At 37.6% G+C, this 17,235-nt stretch carries 15 protein-coding genes; 8 read left to right on the forward strand and 7 right to left on the reverse strand.

All coding sequences use genetic code 11. The annotated features are described in order from the left end of the window. Positions 1–74: 74 nt before the first annotated feature. Both Q360_RS0108830 and Q360_RS0108835 read right to left on the reverse strand, forming a co-directional pair. Positions 75–623 (reverse strand): alpha/beta fold hydrolase, encoded by a 549-nt coding sequence (locus Q360_RS0108830; RefSeq protein WP_394331945.1) that lies wholly within the window; start codon positions 621–623, stop codon positions 75–77. Positions 624–899: 276 nt separating this feature from the next. Next, the gene (locus Q360_RS0108835; protein ID WP_027076762.1) at positions 900–1,901 is read right to left on the reverse strand and encodes an NAD(P)H-dependent glycerol-3-phosphate dehydrogenase; all 1,002 of its coding nucleotides are present in this window, start codon (positions 1,899–1,901) and stop codon (positions 900–902) included. Positions 1,902–2,026: 125 nt separating this feature from the next. Here Q360_RS0108835 and Q360_RS0108840 point away from each other — a divergent pair, with 125 nt between their 5' ends. Beyond that, positions 2,027–2,938, forward strand: a complete 912-nt coding sequence (locus tag Q360_RS0108840; protein WP_027076763.1) for a hypothetical protein — start codon at positions 2,027–2,029, stop codon at positions 2,936–2,938. Between the two features lie 63 nt (positions 2,939–3,001). On the opposite strand, the gene Q360_RS0108845 is transcribed toward Q360_RS0108840, so the two are convergent. Beyond that, positions 3,002–3,691, reverse strand: coding sequence for a hypothetical protein (locus Q360_RS0108845; RefSeq protein WP_245603230.1), 690 nt, complete (start codon positions 3,689–3,691; stop codon positions 3,002–3,004). Between the two features lie 85 nt (positions 3,692–3,776). Between Q360_RS0108845 and Q360_RS0108850 the strand changes: the two genes are divergently transcribed. Next, positions 3,777–4,841 (forward strand): hypothetical protein, encoded by a 1,065-nt coding sequence (locus tag Q360_RS0108850; protein WP_027076765.1) that lies wholly within the window; start codon positions 3,777–3,779, stop codon positions 4,839–4,841. Between the two features lie 14 nt (positions 4,842–4,855). Here Q360_RS0108850 and pafA read toward each other — a convergent pair whose 3' ends face one another. Next, positions 4,856–6,535, reverse strand: a complete 1,680-nt coding sequence (gene pafA, locus Q360_RS0108855) for an alkaline phosphatase PafA (protein ID WP_027076766.1) — start codon at positions 6,533–6,535, stop codon at positions 4,856–4,858. 110 nt (positions 6,536–6,645) lie between these two features. Continuing rightward, on the reverse strand, positions 6,646–7,500 hold the full coding sequence (locus Q360_RS0108860) for a helix-turn-helix domain-containing protein (protein WP_027076767.1): 855 nt from the start codon (positions 7,498–7,500) through the stop codon (positions 6,646–6,648). A gap of 178 nt (positions 7,501–7,678) precedes the next feature. Between Q360_RS0108860 and Q360_RS0108865 the strand changes: the two genes are divergently transcribed. The 5 genes from Q360_RS0108865 to Q360_RS0108885 all read left to right on the forward strand — a co-directional run bounded on the left by Q360_RS0108865 (position 7,679) and on the right by Q360_RS0108885 (position 13,491). Next, a complete protein-coding gene (locus tag Q360_RS0108865) occupies positions 7,679–8,653 on the forward strand; it encodes a phytanoyl-CoA dioxygenase family protein (RefSeq protein ID WP_027076768.1) in 975 nt (324 codons plus the stop codon). Between the two features lie 36 nt (positions 8,654–8,689). Further along, positions 8,690–10,369: a sodium:solute symporter gene (locus Q360_RS0108870; protein WP_027076769.1), complete on the forward strand. Its 1,680-nt coding sequence runs from the start codon at positions 8,690–8,692 to the stop codon at positions 10,367–10,369. Between the two features lie 18 nt (positions 10,370–10,387). Continuing rightward, positions 10,388–11,182 carry an SDR family NAD(P)-dependent oxidoreductase gene (locus Q360_RS0108875; protein ID WP_027076770.1) on the forward strand — a complete coding sequence of 265 codons (795 nt, stop codon included), beginning with the start codon at positions 10,388–10,390 and terminating at the stop codon, positions 11,180–11,182. Positions 11,183–11,332: 150 nt separating this feature from the next. Beyond that, positions 11,333–11,665 (forward strand): Dabb family protein, encoded by a 333-nt coding sequence (locus Q360_RS0108880; RefSeq protein ID WP_051554645.1) that lies wholly within the window; start codon positions 11,333–11,335, stop codon positions 11,663–11,665. Between the two features lie 248 nt (positions 11,666–11,913). Further along, positions 11,914–13,491 carry a SulP family inorganic anion transporter gene (locus Q360_RS0108885; RefSeq protein ID WP_027076772.1) on the forward strand — a complete coding sequence of 526 codons (1,578 nt, stop codon included), beginning with the start codon at positions 11,914–11,916 and terminating at the stop codon, positions 13,489–13,491. A 178-nt stretch (positions 13,492–13,669) separates the two neighbouring features. On the opposite strand, the gene Q360_RS0108890 is transcribed toward Q360_RS0108885, so the two are convergent. Beyond that, a complete protein-coding gene (locus Q360_RS0108890; RefSeq protein ID WP_027076773.1) occupies positions 13,670–14,542 on the reverse strand; it encodes an Ig-like domain-containing protein in 873 nt (290 codons plus the stop codon). Positions 14,543–15,130: 588 nt separating this feature from the next. Between Q360_RS0108890 and Q360_RS0108895 the strand changes: the two genes are divergently transcribed. Further along, positions 15,131–16,174 carry a lactonase family protein gene (locus Q360_RS0108895; RefSeq protein ID WP_245603231.1) on the forward strand — a complete coding sequence of 348 codons (1,044 nt, stop codon included), beginning with the start codon at positions 15,131–15,133 and terminating at the stop codon, positions 16,172–16,174. An 18-nt stretch (positions 16,175–16,192) separates the two neighbouring features. On the opposite strand, the gene Q360_RS0108900 is transcribed toward Q360_RS0108895, so the two are convergent. Then, the gene (locus Q360_RS0108900; protein ID WP_027076775.1) at positions 16,193–17,155 is read right to left on the reverse strand and encodes a YheT family hydrolase; all 963 of its coding nucleotides are present in this window, start codon (positions 17,153–17,155) and stop codon (positions 16,193–16,195) included. Positions 17,156–17,235: the final 80 nt, after the last annotated feature.

Consider the following 17,235-nt stretch of genomic DNA (forward strand, 5'->3'; position numbering starts at 1 on the left):
GAGTAGCGGCCATATAACGCCTGATGTACTAAAAACAGAGCATCCTGTACGTTCAGAATTAACAGTTTTTCTTTTTACGCTAAACACATAGGGTCGCTTTCTAGATTTTTTAATGTTTTCAAAAGCCGATTTTTCATATACGGGTAACGGCTATTACAATCTTCATCTTCTTTACATTTTTCTAAAACGGCAAATAGAGCGTTTTCAAAATTCTGGACAAAATCTTCTATGTAATTCGATTCTGGGGCAACAAATCCAGTAAATACGGCACTTCGTATGCTGTTGGGGAAATTGCGCATTATAGTCAATCCTAATCTAGAACCATATGAGGTTCCTAGTAGATTCCATTTGTTGTACCCGAACAGTGTGCGTAACTCCTCAAAATCTACAGCGTTTTCAGTACTGCTGTACCCTGCCAAATTTACTTTTTTACTTTCAAGGATTTCCTTACAGTCAAAAAATAGGGATTTAGCTGCGTCATATTCTGCTTCATAATTAATATCTTGTCTTAATATTTCAAATAATTCAGCACCCATATTACTACATAAGGCTTCTGATTCTCCCGTTCCCCGTTGGTCCATTAGTACGATATCTCTATCCATTCTAAAAGGATGATTTTCCACATTTCTTCCATGACCAAAGTTGCTCCACCAGGGCCACCCTGCAAATAAACTATAGGCGCTTTGCTAGAGGTTGTGTCTTTTGCCTTTAAAACTTTATAGACTAGTTTGAGGGTTTGGGGAATCTGGGTTTTGACAGTTTTCAGGCACTACTAGAATTCCATCAATCGTTTTGTGTTTTTCTTGCGGGGTACAAGATAAAAGCACGAAAAATGCAATACATGATACGAGTCTTGAGACTATCTTTTAAACTTTGGTCTTATAGGTGTTGTTGAATGATCAATCCAACTTATCCGTTAATTCCTTAAAAAGTAGCTTGGCATTTCCATTCTTGTATAGAATTTCAAACACCGTGTTTATAATTGGTGTTTTTGATTTTTTCTCTAGTTTCTCCATTAATTGGTGCGCGCTTTTGGTGGCATAATACCCTTCTGCGACCATACTCATTTCCATTTGTGCGCTTTTAACGGTATATCCTTTTCCAATCATATTTCCGAACATTCGGTTACGACTAAAGGTAGAGTAGCCTGTTACTAAAAGGTCGCCTAGATAGGCGGAGTTGTTTATGTTCCGCTTCATTTTGTGAACTTTTTTTATAAAGCGATTCATTTCCCTTATGGCGTTACTCATCAATACACTTTGAAAGTTATCGCCGTACCCCAATCCGTGGGCAATTCCTGCGGCAATGGCGTAAATATTTTTGAGCATGGCAGCGTATTCGGTTCCAATGATATCATCAGAAATCTTCGTTTTTATATAGTCACTTTTTAAGGCATTGGCCACTAATACTGCTTTCTTTGGGTCGGCGCAAGCCAAGGTCAAATAGGAAAGTCGCTCCAAGGCTACTTCCTCGGCATGGCATGGTCCTGTAAGCACGCCAATGCTTTCAAACGGGACATCATAGGTTCTATGGAAATGTTCTCCTACAATCAGTCCAGTTTCTGGAACAATACCCTTAATGGCCGAAAAGATGATTTTATCGGTAAAGGAAGCTGTCAGCTTTTCCAATTCCGTATTCAAAAATGCGGAAGGGATAGCAAAAATGAGCACCTCATAGGTGCTTATGGTTTTATTGATATCAGGAGATAAGTCCAAAAGGGGCACCGGAAATTCTACGGAACTCAAATAGTTAGGATTGTGCTTTTGGGCTTTAATATGATTAATGGCATCGGTATTGCGCATATACCAACCTACTTTACGTCCATTACCAGTCAGCATCTTTACAATAGCGGTTGCCCAACTGCCTCCACCTAAAACGGCAAATGTGTTTTCGTTCTTCATGGGTTAAAAATAGGGATTCAAAACCATCGGACAAGCATAAGAATGTTATACGCTGATAATCAATAGGATATATATTTTGGCACGGTGCTTGTTTTGTGTATATCGAATGATTAAAACTGAATGATATGAAAACAATAAAACTACTTTTCGGATATTTCCTAATGGCAAATTTGTTAGTATCATGTTATGCGGATGTGATTATTGAAGACCAGTTTATAGAAGAATCTGCATTTAATACAGATCAAGTATTGCAGGCTTTTGACCTTTGGTATGTAGATATCAACGAAACTAGAGGTAACGGAGAGGTTCCTTTTCTACAACGTGCTTTTACGATATCTTTTGATAGAGGCGCTGTGTACGCCAATAATAATATTGTTGGTCTCGGTAAAACGGGTAACGGTTTAGGGATAGATATAGGATACTATAACACATTGCGTGGTGTAGTGGAAATAGACCATGATGTAGACGGACTTTGGTTGTTGGAAGTATATGCGTTAAACAATAATACTATTGAATTATTAGATATAAGATCTAACACCTCTTATGTATTACGCGGGTACGAAAGTAACAGGTTTGATTACGATATGGTGTTTTATGATAACATCAATTATTTCATGCAGGAGTACGATGCTTGGGAGAAATCCTATACCAGTGAAGAAGGTGCTTTGAACGATTTTGATGAAGAGAACTTCTTACAGTTCTTACCCGATTTTTTTCGTTCTTCAATAGATACTCCGGGCACTTCTTTAGGCGCTCTTAGTTGGGACTTTGAAGGCAACTACCAAGTGTTTGATGTGGCAGGAGATACAAGTTTAAAGACCTTGACATTGGATTATGATTTTATGGGCAGTGACTATTTTGAACTTTACGTAATAAATGACAATACTATAGAATTGTATCACCCAGATAGCGGCACTATATATGAATTTAGAGGTAGGGGATACCAGGAGTATTTAAAGTCAGGAAAAGGTAGTGTAGCCAAAAAAAGAACAAAATCGGATAATCCGACTATGGATGTAAAACGTAAAAGAAAATAAGATTTTTTAGCTTAATTTGAAGTTGCCTTTGTCCTAATGGATGAAGGCAATTTTACTTGGACCCTATCGTAAAACCTTAAAATGGTCAAGTTTTATATCGTCCAAGCCTTTATCATCAAAAGGGTATTCTAAATCATCCTGTATATTATACAAAGAAATAAGTATGAATTCTGTAAGTATCACTACAAAATACACAGCGAAATGGTTATAAGTTAGTCCTATGTTGAATATTATGGTAGGAGCATATATGAGTGGAAAAATATAGATAAAAACCTTACAGTAGGCCTTCAAACTAACTGGGGTTCTATGAACATGAATTCCATTAAGGTTGTCAACGGCTTCATGCAAGTCACATAGGTATTTAAACAATTTATCTTTTAGACCTTTCGGGATAGTCTCTCGTTTCTCCAAAATAAAACCATATACTTTATCAATTTCTGCATCTAAGTGTGTAATATTACTTTCATCACTTTTTAAATGTCCCAAGGTTTTATCCTCGATGTTTTGAATCAATAATTTTAATGTTATTTCTTCTTCAGCTTTTAAGTTGCTTGTTGTAATAAAATAAGAGAGTGTTTTCATGGCACTCCGGTACTGGCTCAAATGTTCAAGGGCTTTTTCTCGTCTTCTAAACGATCCTCTTATCGTAAATACAAGAGGGAAAATAATGGCTATGCTTAGTAAGGTCAAATCAACATTAAAATAAATTTCAAAGTGATAACAAACAAAAACGGCAGCTACAGAAATAGCCACGACTATTAACGTTCTATAATTTAAGGAAGAGAGATAGAGTTTGATAATTTAATTTTTAATACTTTCAGGGTAAAGTTAATAGAAAATGAATAAGGTGCAAATTAAACTGAGACTCCTAACGCTTTGTGTTTTTTTATCGCTTACATCCTTTGGTCAAAAGGATAGTAAAAGTAAAAAGCTTGGTAAGGTGTCAAAGTTGTTTACTACACACACAATGCTTCCGGTGGAGTTATCTTATAGCAATAGAGATCTTAAAAAACATACCAACGATAGTACCTATTTGGATACTGACTTAAGGTATAGTGATGTTTTAGATACCACGACAACACTTCCTGTAAGAATTAGGGCTAGAGGAAATTTTCGACGTAAGAACTGTTATTTTACTCCTGCTAAATTTAAAATCAAAAAAAAAGATGCCAAACAAACTCTTTTTAAAGGAAATAAGGAATTAAAGTTGGTCTTTCCTTGTTTAAAAGAGACGAATGCCAATGATAATGTTATCAAGGAATTATTAGCCTATAAACTATTTGAGGTAGTTTCCGAATATCATTTTAAAACTCGGTTATTGGACTTAAGCTTCAATGAAGCCAGAGGTAAAAAAATAGAGAAGCATAATGTTAAAGCCTTTTTTATTGAAGATATAGATGAATTAGAGGACAGGTTTGGTGGCAAAAAGCTAAAAAGAAATGTACATCCCTTACAGCAAGATTCTTTACATTCGATACGAAATGCCTTTTTTCAATACATGATTGGGAATACCGACTTTTCCACCGGTTATCAACACAATCAGAAAATTTTGTTTGTAAATCGGTCGTCGATTCCTATTCCCTACGATTTTGATATGTCTGGTTTCTGTAATGTTAGTTACTCTGTTGTTCCTAAAATAGCAGGGAAAGGGTTGCCTTTAGAGTCGGTTACCGATCGTTTATACAGAGGTTTTAATAGATCAGATGTTACCATTCGCATTATAAGGAATGAGTTTTTGAAAAACCAAGTTAAAATGATGGCGATTGTGGACGCCCATGAAGTTTACTTTGATAATCCCAAAGCGTTTGCCAAATGTAAAAAATATCTTATGGAGTTCTTTTCTATTTTAAAAAGCCCCGCCAAGTTTAAAACTGAAATTTTAGATACTAGAAGGGTAAAGTAAATACGATACGTGTCTTATTTTTCAAATAACTCGATAAGTGGTTTTCCTTGTGATGCACTCGGCAAGGGAATGTTCAAAAACATCGAAAGACTAGGTGCTATGTCTATCAGATTTACGGCTCTTACAGATTCCCCTTTGGGAATACCGGCACCCATCCAAACCATAGGCACTTGCGTGTCATAGCTATAACCTGAACCATGCACCGTTCCATTTACCTTTTCTACGGCTATAGTAGTGTTGGGGTGTATTATGGTGCCAGAAGTATAGGTGACTAATACATCTCCAGACCTTTTAGCGTAATACCCGTTCTGAATTATTTTTCGAATTCCCTCTTCGTACACCTGTGTTTGGAGGTCATTGGCAGTAAGAGCCAGCGATACTTCAGGCAAGGTCATTAGAAAGTTTACAGCTTCTTTTTGCACTACGGGGATAGTTAGTTTATTTTCATCAATGGTAGATTTTTTGAGATATAGATTATTCCCGTTTACCATTTTTACCCAGGAACCATTTCCATATTTTTTATCCAAAAAGGCCTCCAATTGGCGAGCGTCCGCAATAGTACGGGCAATGGCTGCGTCAAGCTTATTTTCTTTTAGCAAAGACACATTTTGTATAGCACCATGATCTGCCGTAAGAAATAAGGTATACTTACCTTTCCCAACCTTCGTGTCTAATGCAGCAAAGAGTACGGCCAAGTCTTGGTCGAGTCTTAGAAAAACATCCTCCATTTCTACGGATTGTGGTCCAAAAGTATGCCCCACCACGTCCGGTACGGAGTAACTAATATTTAGAAAATCTGTTTCATCGTCCATTCCCATTTTCTCTTCCTGTAAAGCGAGAATGGCAAATTCTGTGAGTAGCGTATTTCCTTTAGGGGAAATCCATAACAATTGAAATTCTTTTCCTTTCGCCTTATACTGTTTTCTCATAGACTTAAGATGATATGGAAATGTAGGGCTGGATTTTCCACCAATTGACGGCTCAAAAGTATTATCATCTGCCGCGCTGGCCGTATAGGTGTCTATGGGATATAGTGTGGTCCAAGTTTCGTTCAAATACGTATTAGATTTTTCTTGAGTGTTGAATTTACGCACCCAATTTGGAACTTTTTTCATGTAAAAACTGCTGCTAACAAAATAACCCGGACTAGATTCCCAATCATGCCAATAGGCAGCATCTGCAGTTTTTCCACCAGGGAGAATAGCACCCCTGTCTTTTATAGAAATACTAATGACTTTCGCCTTAAAATTGCTGGCTAGTTTTAGCTCATCAGTAATTGTGGAGCTCATCATATTTTTTGGAGAAACACCATAAGGGTTTTCGGCTACAGAACCTACAATCTGTTCATCGGTATCCGAAACAGTTCCTACAATAGATGCTGTTTGCCTATCATACCAAGAATTTCCAATAATACCGTGGTAGGCCGGTGTTGTTCCCGTATAAATTGATGCATGACCCGGAGCTGTTTCAGAGGGTATATAATTTACGTTAGTGTTTTTAAAGTTAAACCCCTCTCTTAGCAGTCTTTTAAATCCGTCTTCTCCATACCGGCTTTGATATTTATACAGGTAGTCTGCCCTCATTTGATCTATCACTATTCCAACCACAAGCTTTGGTTTAGGATTAGTTTGAGCTACACTTTTAAATGTAAAACCCAGGAGAGAGAAAAGGAAAAAATAAAATAGTTTTTTCATGGCGTAATATTTATAACAGAAAAGGTTTTTATTTAGTCTTGTTCAAAGTGTAAAACTATCATCAATAAGATAGAAAAAGAAATGTATAGGTGCTAAATAAAGGTCCATTCTCATACGTTGGAAGTAGACAGGTTCTTCTTAAAGGCCGACGGATTCTCCCCAACTATCTTTTTAAAACTTCTATTAAAATAGGAAAGGCTTTCGAACCCGCAGGCAAAGCAGGTTTCAGTCACATTGTTACCTAGTAACAAATAGCGTTTCGCTTGACTTACACGATATTGATTCAAAAATTGAATAAAAGTACTTCCCGTATTCTTTTTAAAATACCTGCAAAAGGCAGGTTTAGTAAGGTTGCAGAGACTAGCAACTTCATCCAAGGAAATTTTACCTTGGTAACGTTCGTCTATAAAAGCGTAAATGGTGCGTAGGCGCTTTTGCTCTTTTTCATTGTACTTATTTATGAATGGGGTTTTGTGTAGCAACTCAAACTCCTTGCTCGTAGACAAGCGTTTTAGAATAGTCATCACGCTCATAAAAAATGCAAAAGGCTCTAAGGTGTATAGTTCTTTTAACAATGCACCTACTTCTGTTTTTGTTACTCCGGAAAAGGCAATGCCATATTTGGATAGTTCCAATAAACGGTCTATTTGTTTTAGTTCTGGAAGTGCATCTAATGTTTGGTCCTTAAAAGAAGGTGCTATGTGTAGTACCTCTTGTCTATAGTTTGTGGTAATGCCATGGTCAAAATTTAGATGAGGAATATTAGAACCTATGAGTACAAGGTCACTTTCGTTAAATTCAGAAATATGGTCACCCACATGTCTTTTTGCGTTGGCACCTTCTATATAAACGAGTTCTAGCTCTGGATGAAAATGCCAGAAAAAAAGGTGATTTAATTTAGGGTCGTGCATGAGTCTAAATGAACTTTTAGAATCTTGCGATATGGTTTCTAATGCTATTTTCATGATACTATACGTAAAGAGTTTTTGGTTGCAACACAAACAAAATTCACCATAAAACTAACGATATTTACTATATATATCAATATTGTTCAAAATTATATCAATATCAAGGTGGTATTGGATCGTTGTTCATTCTAGTTTTGCCTTATCAATATGAATAATAACTTTAAATCATATACTTATGGAAAACAAGGAGAGGAAAATAGAAATGGCCAATACGGGTCATAAAGAAATCCCTGGAAATCCCTCTACTGCCACCAGTAGTAAGCAACAATTAAACGATCGTTCCAACCGAAAACCATTGCGGGTGTTAAGTGAAGCTGATTGGCAATTTTGGTTGCACAATGGTTACATCGTTATTAAAAATGCGGTACCGGTAGCACAAGCAAAACAAACTGCAGATTTTCTTTGGGAATTTGATGAAAAGGACCCAAATGATAAAGCGACGTGGTATGCACCACCACGAGCAGAAATGCAAATGAAAGAATTAACAGGTACGGGAATGGTAGAGGTGTACAACCATCAGCGTTTATGGGATAATAGACAAACCCAACGTGTTTATGATGCGTTTGTGGATGTATGGGGAACAGAGAAATTATGGGTAACCATAGACCGAGCTAACCTTAATTTCCCGTTACCTACAGGAGTAGATAAAAAGGGTTTTATCCATTGGGATTATGATCCTGAAACACGACCACAAAACGTCCAAGGGGTATTGGCATTAGCGAATCAGGACGATGAAAATATGGGTGGATTTCAATGTATTCCTTGGCTTTATCGCCAGTATGATTCTTGGAAATTAACGCAACCAGAAGATAGAGACCGTTTTCAGCCAGACATTTCAGATTTGGAAGACGAAATAGTTAGGGTTAAAATGGATGCTGGTGATTTACTTATTTTCAACAGTACGGAACCCCATGGTATACGGCCTAATAAGTCTAAAGATAAGGTGCGTGTTGCCCAGTATATTTCTATGATGCCGGCAGAAGAGGATAACCAAGAGCTAAAGAAATGGCGAATTAACTCTTGGAAAAATCGAGTTGCACCAGAGGGCTATGCTTTCCCGGGTGACCCTAGAAAATGGGAAAGCACCAAATATGCTACAGCAGCATTATCGGTACTTGGGAAGAAACTCTTGGGTTTAGAAAAATGGTAAACAAATAAGAATATTAATTTTTCATAGAACAGTCACATGGTTTCAACCCTAAATAATTGGGATATAGCTATTATTTTAATCTATTTTGGTATCATACTATGGATTGCCCAATGGGCAGCGAAAAGCAAATCGGAATCCGGAAGTGCTGTGGATTATTTTCTTGCAGGCAAAAACTCGGGATGGCTGGTAATAGGTGCGTCCTTATTTGCTTCAAATATTGGTTCTGAGATTATCTTGGGCGTTTCTGGAGCTGGCGCCAGAGGCAATATGCCGATGGCAAATTTTGAAATAATAGCCGCGTTAGTGCTTATTCTATTAGGCTGGGTGTTTGTCCCTTTTTATTTGAGAACGGGTGTATATACCATGCCAGAATTTTTAGAAAAGAGATACTCGAAAGCTTGTAGGAATTACTTGTCTGTGATTTCAATATTAGCATATGTTATCACAAAAATTTCACTCATCATATTTGCAGGAGCACTAGTTTTTGAAACTATAGGTATTTCGTTTTGGACTGGCGCTATTGTTACCGTTGTTGCTACCGGATTTTATACGGTCCTGGGAGGGCTAAAAGCAGTCATTTATACAGACATGGTACAGGCATTCATTTTATTACTAGGTACCATTGCGGTAACCTTGTTTGGTTTGCATGCCGTAGGCGGCTGGGATGAGATGATTCAGATTATTACAATAGCTTCTGAAGATTCCAATAACCCGGCTGTAGAAGGGTTTTTTAACCTTTGGCGTCCAGCAGGGGATACAGAATACCCTTGGACGGGAATGTTATTTGGAGCGCCTATTCTAGGGGTTTGGTATTGGTGTACGGATCAATATATTGTACAGCGAACACTCTCAGCTAAGGATGTAAATAATGCCAGGAAAGGAGCACTTTTTGCAGGGTATTTAAAACTATTACCTGTTTTCATCTTTTTTATACCTGGTGTAATAGCCTATGCCCTTTTACAAAAAGGAGACATAAGTTTTTCTATGGAAAATGCGGATCAAGCACTACCAGCGATGATTAATGGTTTTCTACCAACGGGGTTAAAGGGGTTAGCAATTGCAGGTTTGTTAGCTGCCCTAATGAGTTCGCTCTCATCAGCATTCAATTCTAGTTCTACCTTGTTGACAATTGATTTTTATCAAAAATATAAACCTAAAGCTTCCCAAATGGATTTGGTACGTTTTGGCCAAATTGCTACCGTTGTTCTTGTCCTGGTAAGTTTGGGGTGGATTCCGTTTATGAAATCATTAATGGGGGGTGGGATATTTCATTACTTACAAAGTGTACAGGCGTATATTTCTCCTCCCATTGCTGCCGTTTTTCTATTTGGATTATTCTATAAATGGATTAATGCAACAGGAGCCATTGTCTCTTTGTGGGTTGGCTTTGTAATTGGTATTTTTAGACTTGTAGCAGAATTTTTAAGTAATGAGGGTACAATAGTAGTGGCAGAGGAGTCGCTGTTAGGGCTATTTCTAGGAATAAATTTCCTACACTTTGCATTGTTTTTGTTTCTCTTTTGTGCTTTCATACTCATGGTAGTGAGCAAAATGGGACAACCACAATCACCAGAGTTTTTAGAGTTGGTTACGTTTCAAAAACGAGAAGCAGGAGTAAAATTTAAATGGTCATCAGATGCGATATTAACCGTTATCCTAATAGTGGCTGTCTTGCTTCTATGGCTGTTCTTTAGCCCTTGGGGGATTGCAGGTTAATTTAAATAGTAGCACAATATGAATTTAGAATTAGAAGGAAAAACAGCCTTTATTACGGGCTCTACTGCTGGTATTGGTTTTGCAACCGCACGAGCTTTGATAAAAGAAGGTGCTTTTGTTATTCTTAACGGTAGAAGTAAAGAAAAGGTGGACAAAGTAGTTAAAGAATTACAAGATGAATTTCCTGAAAGCAAAGTTTCTGGCTTGGCTGCAGATTTTCTTTATTTAAATGAAATAAAAGCTTTACAGAAAGAATTACCCACCATAGATATCCTTATTAATAATGTGGGCATCTATACTTCCGGGAATTTTTTTGAATCTACCAATGCTGATTGGCAACAACAGTTTGAGGTAAATGTGATGAGTGGCGTTCGCTTATCAAAATATCTTTTACCCAAAATGATAGACAAAGACTGGGGTAGAATCTTATTTGTTTCAAGTGAATGTGCTACGCTAGTACCAGCAGATATGATTGCCTATAGTATGACAAAAGCTGCGATACTTGCCGTATCTAGAGGATTGGCGCAATTAACCAAGGGTACAGGTGTAACGGTTAATACAATCGTACCTGGGTCTACATTATCTGAAGGTGCTGAGCAATTTTTAGAAAATGCAGCAAAAAAGGAATCGAAGACTAAAACCCAAATAGAAGCAGAATTCTTTACTCAAAAACGGACTTCATCACTATTACAACGGTTTGCAAGCGTAGAAGAGGTAGCGCATACGATTACCTATTTAGTAAGTCCACTTTCATCAGCAACTAATGGTGCTGCTATTAAAGTAGACGGTGGTAGTATGGGCGGAATCTTATGATAGGTAGTAGTCAAGTAAGAAATTAAAATAAACACTATAAACCTCTAATTAATAGTAAAAATTATGAAACAAGTTTTATTAGTATGTACCGTGCTAATTTTTACATGCTTCGTTAGTTCATGCGGGGAGATAATCAATAAAAATAATAAAATGGAAGCAGTGGTAAAAAAGAATGAAAAGGTATTAAGACATATAGTTATTTTTAAATTTAAGGAGGAGGCAAGCGAAGCAGAAGTTCAAAAAATAAGCGATAATTTTAATGTACTACCAAATTATATTTCTGTAATACAAGATTATGAATGGGGTTTAAATGACAGTCCAGAAGATTTACATCAAGATTTTACTCATTGTTATATGCTAACCTTTAATTCCGAAGAAGAACGAGACAGCATTTATACACCACATCCAAAACATCAGGCTTTTGTGGCCAGCTTGCAACCTCATTTGGAGAAGGTATTCGTAGTTGATTATTGGACAAAGTGATTTGTAATATTCAATAATGGTAAACAATGAGTTAATTGCCACCAAAGACTATCTCACGGTTTTAAATTTATATTAGAAATCAGGCACAAACACCTCGTTACCTAAATATTAAGATTGTCAAATTTAACCCCTTAGTAAACAAATAGTTAGTATTAATAACTAGGTATATTGCTAAATCGTTAATAATCACTCCCTTTCTGTTAGTGTCAACAAATAATACTACTTTTGCGCCCTCTAAAACATAAGGCGTGCGCAAGTATTTTAATTTATTCGATTTCAAACAAAAGGTAGACTATAAAACGGAAATCCTTTCAGGGGTTACCGTGGCACTCGCTTTGGTTCCAGAGGCCATTGCCTTTGCTCTAATTCCAGGTTTTTCACCATTAACAGGACTATATGCAGCGTTTATTCTAGCACTTGTCACCTCAATACTAGGTGGGCGACCAGGAATGATATCAGGTGCAACAGGTGCAGTCGCGGTTATTTTTGTTGGATTGATATTGGAATTAAAACGAAATTTTCCAGGGATTGAACCAGAAACTATCCTCAATTATGTTTTTGCGACCGTAATTCTCGCTGGGGTACTTCAAATATTGGCTGGAGTATTGCGTTTGGGTAAATTTATTCGTTTGGTGCCACATCCAGTAATGTTCGGTTTTGTTAACGGTTTGGCTATTATCATATTTATGGCGCAGTTCCCTAACTTTTATCAAAAAGGAACAGAAGATTTATTGAGTGGTAGTGCCATGTATGTGATGCTGGGACTTACGGTATTGACCATGCTGATTATTTGGGGTCTTCCAAAACTTACTAAAACAGTGCCATCTTCACTAGTTGCTATTGTGGTAGTTTCAGGTATTGTTATTGGTTTTGGTATAGAAACCCTTACCGTTGCCGATACCATGCGCGAAGGCGAAACTATAAAAGGAGGTTTCCCTCCATTGTCTATTCCGCAATTACCATTTACTTGGGAGACCTTTAAAATCATTATTCCGTATGCTGGAATCGTAGCCGGGGTCGGACTTATAGAAAGTTTATTGACCTTAAATATTATAGATGAAATTACCGATACCCGTGGTAGTGGTAATAGAGAATGTGTTGCCCAGGGTACGGCAAATATTCTATCCGGATTTTTATCCGGTATGGGCGGTTGTGCCATGATTGGCCAAAGTTTGATCAATACGTCTTCTGGTGCACGGGCAAGACTGTCTGGAATTACAGCAGCCATTATGCTCTTGGTGTTTATCATGTTCGGATCTAGCCTTATTGAGCAATTACCCATGGCAGCGTTAGTAGGTCTTATGTTCATGGTGGCAATTGGCACTTTTGAATGGGCAAGTTTCAAGACCTTTGGTAAAATGCCAAAATCGGATGTCGTGGTTATGGTTTTAGTTACCTTGATTACTGCTATTACGCATAACCTTGCTGTTGCTGTTTTGTTAGGCGTAATCATTTCTGCCTTGGCCTATTCTTGGGAAAATGCAAAAAGGATACGCGCTAGAAAGTTTGTGGATAAGGATGGTGTAAAGCACTACGAAATCTACGGACCGTTGTTCTTTGGTTCTACAACCCTATTCACCGAAAAATTTGATGTACCAAACGACCCAGATGAGGTCATAATCGATTTTAAGGAGAGTCGTGTTGCGGATATGTCAGGTATAGAAGCTTTGAACAAAATTACGGAGCGCTATGCCAAAATAGGTAAGAAGGTACATTTGCGATACCTGAGTAAGGATTGTATTGGCCTGTTGGAAAGTGCCGAAGATATTATTGAAGTAAATGTAATCGAAGATCCCACCTATAAAGTAATGGTAGACTCTAAATAGGGGTAGGTTTAATTTGAATAGGCTCGTTTTGTATCGAGTTTAGTCAGGTTTAACTCTAAAAGTGATTCTTTTATTTGTAATTAAACTTGCACCAATATTTATAGCTACGTTGCCTATGTTGCATAATCTGCTGGTGTCAGTAAAAGAGATACTGCAAAGAGAAGGCGTATTGGAACTACTATTGTCCATGTATTTTCCAATTGTCAGCGAAGACGCCAATGAGGGGTCGAGCGGAGAAGTTAGGCGGAGCCACGTTATAAACCGTAAGTGTCCCGTTTGCCGTATAGTTGATTGCTCCTGTAATTGGATTGTACGCAATCGTATAAGATGCACTTCCACCAAGAAAACCACCTAAGATTTGTGTATAGGATGCTGGAAACCCTGTTGAACCGTCAGTAATATTTATCTTAATTCCAAGTGCATTTGCAGATATATGATATATCCTGAAATTGCCGGCAGTAATAATGTCAGCCGTTCCTTCTTGATCTTGGTATTCAAAGTTGATACTAAAACCTGTAAAATTGAAAATATTGTTTGTGTTTGGCACTACAAAATCCAAGCCTGCACTACCCCCACCACCAGAACCTATTCGGATTCCACAACTAGTCTGCACGGCATTTGGGTTTACAGAAGTTGCATTAGGACCTAAGGTAGCAGCAGTTAAAGTACTGGTGTCAAAATCGAACTGAGATACTATAGAGTTAGGTACTCCATTGTCACATACTTGGTATTGAAAAAGGTCTGCGCCTACAAAACCGGTATTAGGAGAATACGTAAAACTTCCATCGCTAGAAATAGAAACGACACCGTTTGCTGGTCCTATTACCGGGTTAGGGTTTACGCTTAAAATAGTTCCTGGGTTAGCATCGGTGTCATTAGATAAAAGACCGGCTATAGCGTCAATACTTAATACACGATTTAAACGTGCGGAATAATTATCGTCTGTAGCTACAGGAACTGATTTTTGGGCACAAAGTTTAGTAGTGATTAAAAAACAAATGATAAATAGCATAAAAATAGTAACTGTAGTTTTTGCTATTACTTTATTCATAGTATAAAAGTAGAATATGAATGTAATCTTAGCATAAATAATGTTGTGAAATTGTATATATACGGGTTAAACCCATTAAATAGATATTTTTATCGATACCCAATTGGCTAAAATCAGATTCTTGTAGTTTGACGTGCTTATGGGAACAACCAATAAATACCAAAGAATAATATAGATACTCCAATAGCCGCTAAAATAAAAAGGTTAATTTCATACCGCTTATCTAGTCGCACTTGTACTCTTATTTTGTCTTTCAGTTTTTCCTGTTCAACGTCTGTCAGTTGCCCAAAACTCAATTTTATTTCTCCTACACTCCCTTACGAGGTCTTTCTAATGTTGCTAAAGCTTGGTCATTTTCTTAATAATACCCTGTTGGCTTTTATAACTTTCATCGGTTGCCCGGAATATCCCAGAATCTTATTGTTTATACTATCAGCTTGGAATTGTTTCTATTGTTATAGGAATAATGTTGAGATAAGTTTAAAATCTTCCTATTTTAGGGTTTGAATAAAAAAAATAATGAATAAACAAATAGGGTTATTGCTAGCTTTTGTAGTACTGCTATTAATTTGCTTAACCAGTTGCGAAATGAAAAACACCCAAGAAACGTATACCTTGTTCGTAGGCACTTATACAGATGGCGATAGCGAAGGTATTTACCGTTACACCTTTAATACAGAGACGGGTCAACTTACCAATAAAACGGTCGCTGCCACTACCGGCAATCCTTCTTTCCTTAAAATATCCCCGAATAAGGAATACCTATACGCCGTAAATGAAACGAACACTTATGATGGAGAAAACGGCTCGGTAACGGCATTCAAGATTGATAATGGACAATTGACTACCCTTAATACGGTGTCTAGTTTTGGAGCACATCCTTGCCACATTGGTATTTCGGATGACGGCGCTATGGTGGCCGTTTCTAATTATTCGGGTGGTAATGTGGCTGTTTTTAAGACTGATGTAACTGGCAAGTTGGTCACTCCACAAGTAGTAGACCATACCCTATTGGACAGCACAAAGACTTCCCATGCCCATTCTGCTCTGTTTTCTCAGGGAAAACTTTTTGTGGCAGATTTAGGTTTGGATATGTTGAGGATATATCCATTTTTGGGTGGAGGAGTTGATTCAGCGGAAGCGAAAGTCCACAAATTCCCTGAAAAAGCAGGGCCAAGACATTTTGTATTCAGTAAGGACGACGCTATTTTATATGTTATCAACGAATTAAATTCTACCATTACCGCCTACAAAAGAAACGAAACCGGTGCGTACGGTGTTTTAGAAACGCAGTCCACTTTGGACAAGGACTTTAAAGGTGATAGTTATTGTGCAGATATCCGCTTGTCATCAGACGGTAGGTTTCTTTATGGTTCCAATAGAGGTGAGAATACCATAGTAATCTTTGCAGTAGACCAAGCAACAGGCAAATTATCGATGATTGGTAGAGAAGATGTTCGAGGCGATTGGCCGCGTAACTTCAACATAGATCCTAGTGGTAATTTTTTATTGGTCGCCAATCAGCGTAGTAATAATATCACCGTCTACAAAAGAGGTAAGGATAACGGAACCTTGACCTTTACCCATGAACTAGAACTTCCTAGTCCTGTATGTTTGGAGTTTTTGGATTAACGGGATAGGTTACATACCTTAATTTAAACCATCAAAAAAAGATACCGCCCTACGTTCTGTATATGTAAAATTATCAGCACCGTAAAACCCCACATGACCACCATATTTAGGAACTTCTAAATAAACATGTTTGCTGTGTTTTGCCTCTGTAGTTGGGTAGCATGCTTCGCCCAAAAAAGAATCATTTTCTGCGTTTATAATCAGGGAAGGTATATTTATGTTGGGCAAAAACTGACGACAACTACATTGGGTATAATAATCCATGGCATCGGTAAAACCATGAGCCCTACTGGTATAAACATCGTCAAAATCTTTTAAGGTGTTAATTTTTTGAATGTCAGCATCGGTTATTTTAGATGGAAATAACGCTTGTTTTGACTTCAACTTACTTAGGAGGTTTTTTTTGAAACGTTTGGCGTAGGCTGTGTTTTTGAAGGTTAATAATTGGTGTAAAGAGTCGTCCAATCGGCACGGCACGGAAACTGCAACGGCACCCTTAAGTTCAGGAGGGATGGTATTCCCTTCGCCAAGGTATTTTAAAAGTAGATTTCCACCAAGGCTGAACCCTTTTAGATAAATTTCAGCGTATTCTCTAGTGTTTAAAACATGTTCTAGCACTGCTTTTAAATCTTCCGTGGCACCGGAATGGTAGGAACGGTAGGTAGTATTAGGTTTGCCACTGCACCCTCTAAAGTTTATGGCGCAAACATCATATCCGTTTTCGTTTAATGCTTTAGCACTGCCCTGTATGTACGTGCGCTGTGCATTGCCTTCCAAGCCATGTAATAAAACCGTTATTTTTTTGGGTGGTTGTGCGGAATGGCTCCAATCCAAATCTAAATAATCCCCATCGGGCAATTGGATTCTTTCTCGCGTTTGGACAAGGCCCTTTACTTCTCGGAAAAGTCCGGCATAGATGGTAGCCAAATGACTATTTTTGAAAAAATTTGGTGGATTGTAGCTAGAGTTTACAAGGGGCATTTTGTGGTATTTGATTAACAATTATTGGACAAAAAACACTTGATTATTTATGTCTGAGGATATACGTTTCAATCATTTAA

Origin of the sequence: Maribacter antarcticus DSM 21422 (genome assembly GCF_000621125.1) — a bacterium.
GTDB lineage: Bacteria > Bacteroidota > Bacteroidia > Flavobacteriales > Flavobacteriaceae > Maribacter > Maribacter antarcticus.

Bases quoted from the DNA above. Each gene is read 5' to 3' on its own strand.
- Q360_RS0108835 (WP_027076762.1), bottom strand. From the start codon at position 1,901: ATGAAGAACGAAAACACATTTGCCGTTTTAGGTGGAGGCAGTTGGGCA.
- Q360_RS0108840 (WP_027076763.1), top strand. From the start codon at position 2,027: ATGAAAACAATAAAACTACTTTTCGGATATTTCCTAATGGCAAATTTG.
- Q360_RS0108850 (WP_027076765.1), top strand. From the start codon at position 3,777: ATGAATAAGGTGCAAATTAAACTGAGACTCCTAACGCTTTGTGTTTTT.
- pafA (WP_027076766.1), bottom strand. From the start codon at position 6,535: ATGAAAAAACTATTTTATTTTTTCCTTTTCTCTCTCCTGGGTTTTACA.
- Q360_RS0108860 (WP_027076767.1), bottom strand. From the start codon at position 7,500: ATGAAAATAGCATTAGAAACCATATCGCAAGATTCTAAAAGTTCATTT.
- Q360_RS0108865 (WP_027076768.1), top strand. From the start codon at position 7,679: ATGGAAAACAAGGAGAGGAAAATAGAAATGGCCAATACGGGTCATAAA.
- Q360_RS0108870 (WP_027076769.1), top strand. From the start codon at position 8,690: ATGGTTTCAACCCTAAATAATTGGGATATAGCTATTATTTTAATCTAT.
- Q360_RS0108875 (WP_027076770.1), top strand. From the start codon at position 10,388: ATGAATTTAGAATTAGAAGGAAAAACAGCCTTTATTACGGGCTCTACT.
- Q360_RS0108880 (WP_051554645.1), top strand. From the start codon at position 11,333: ATGGAAGCAGTGGTAAAAAAGAATGAAAAGGTATTAAGACATATAGTT.
- Q360_RS0108890 (WP_027076773.1), bottom strand. From the start codon at position 14,542: ATGAATAAAGTAATAGCAAAAACTACAGTTACTATTTTTATGCTATTT.
- Q360_RS0108895 (WP_245603231.1), top strand. From the start codon at position 15,131: ATGAAAAACACCCAAGAAACGTATACCTTGTTCGTAGGCACTTATACA.
- Q360_RS0108900 (WP_027076775.1), bottom strand. From the start codon at position 17,155: ATGCCCCTTGTAAACTCTAGCTACAATCCACCAAATTTTTTCAAAAAT.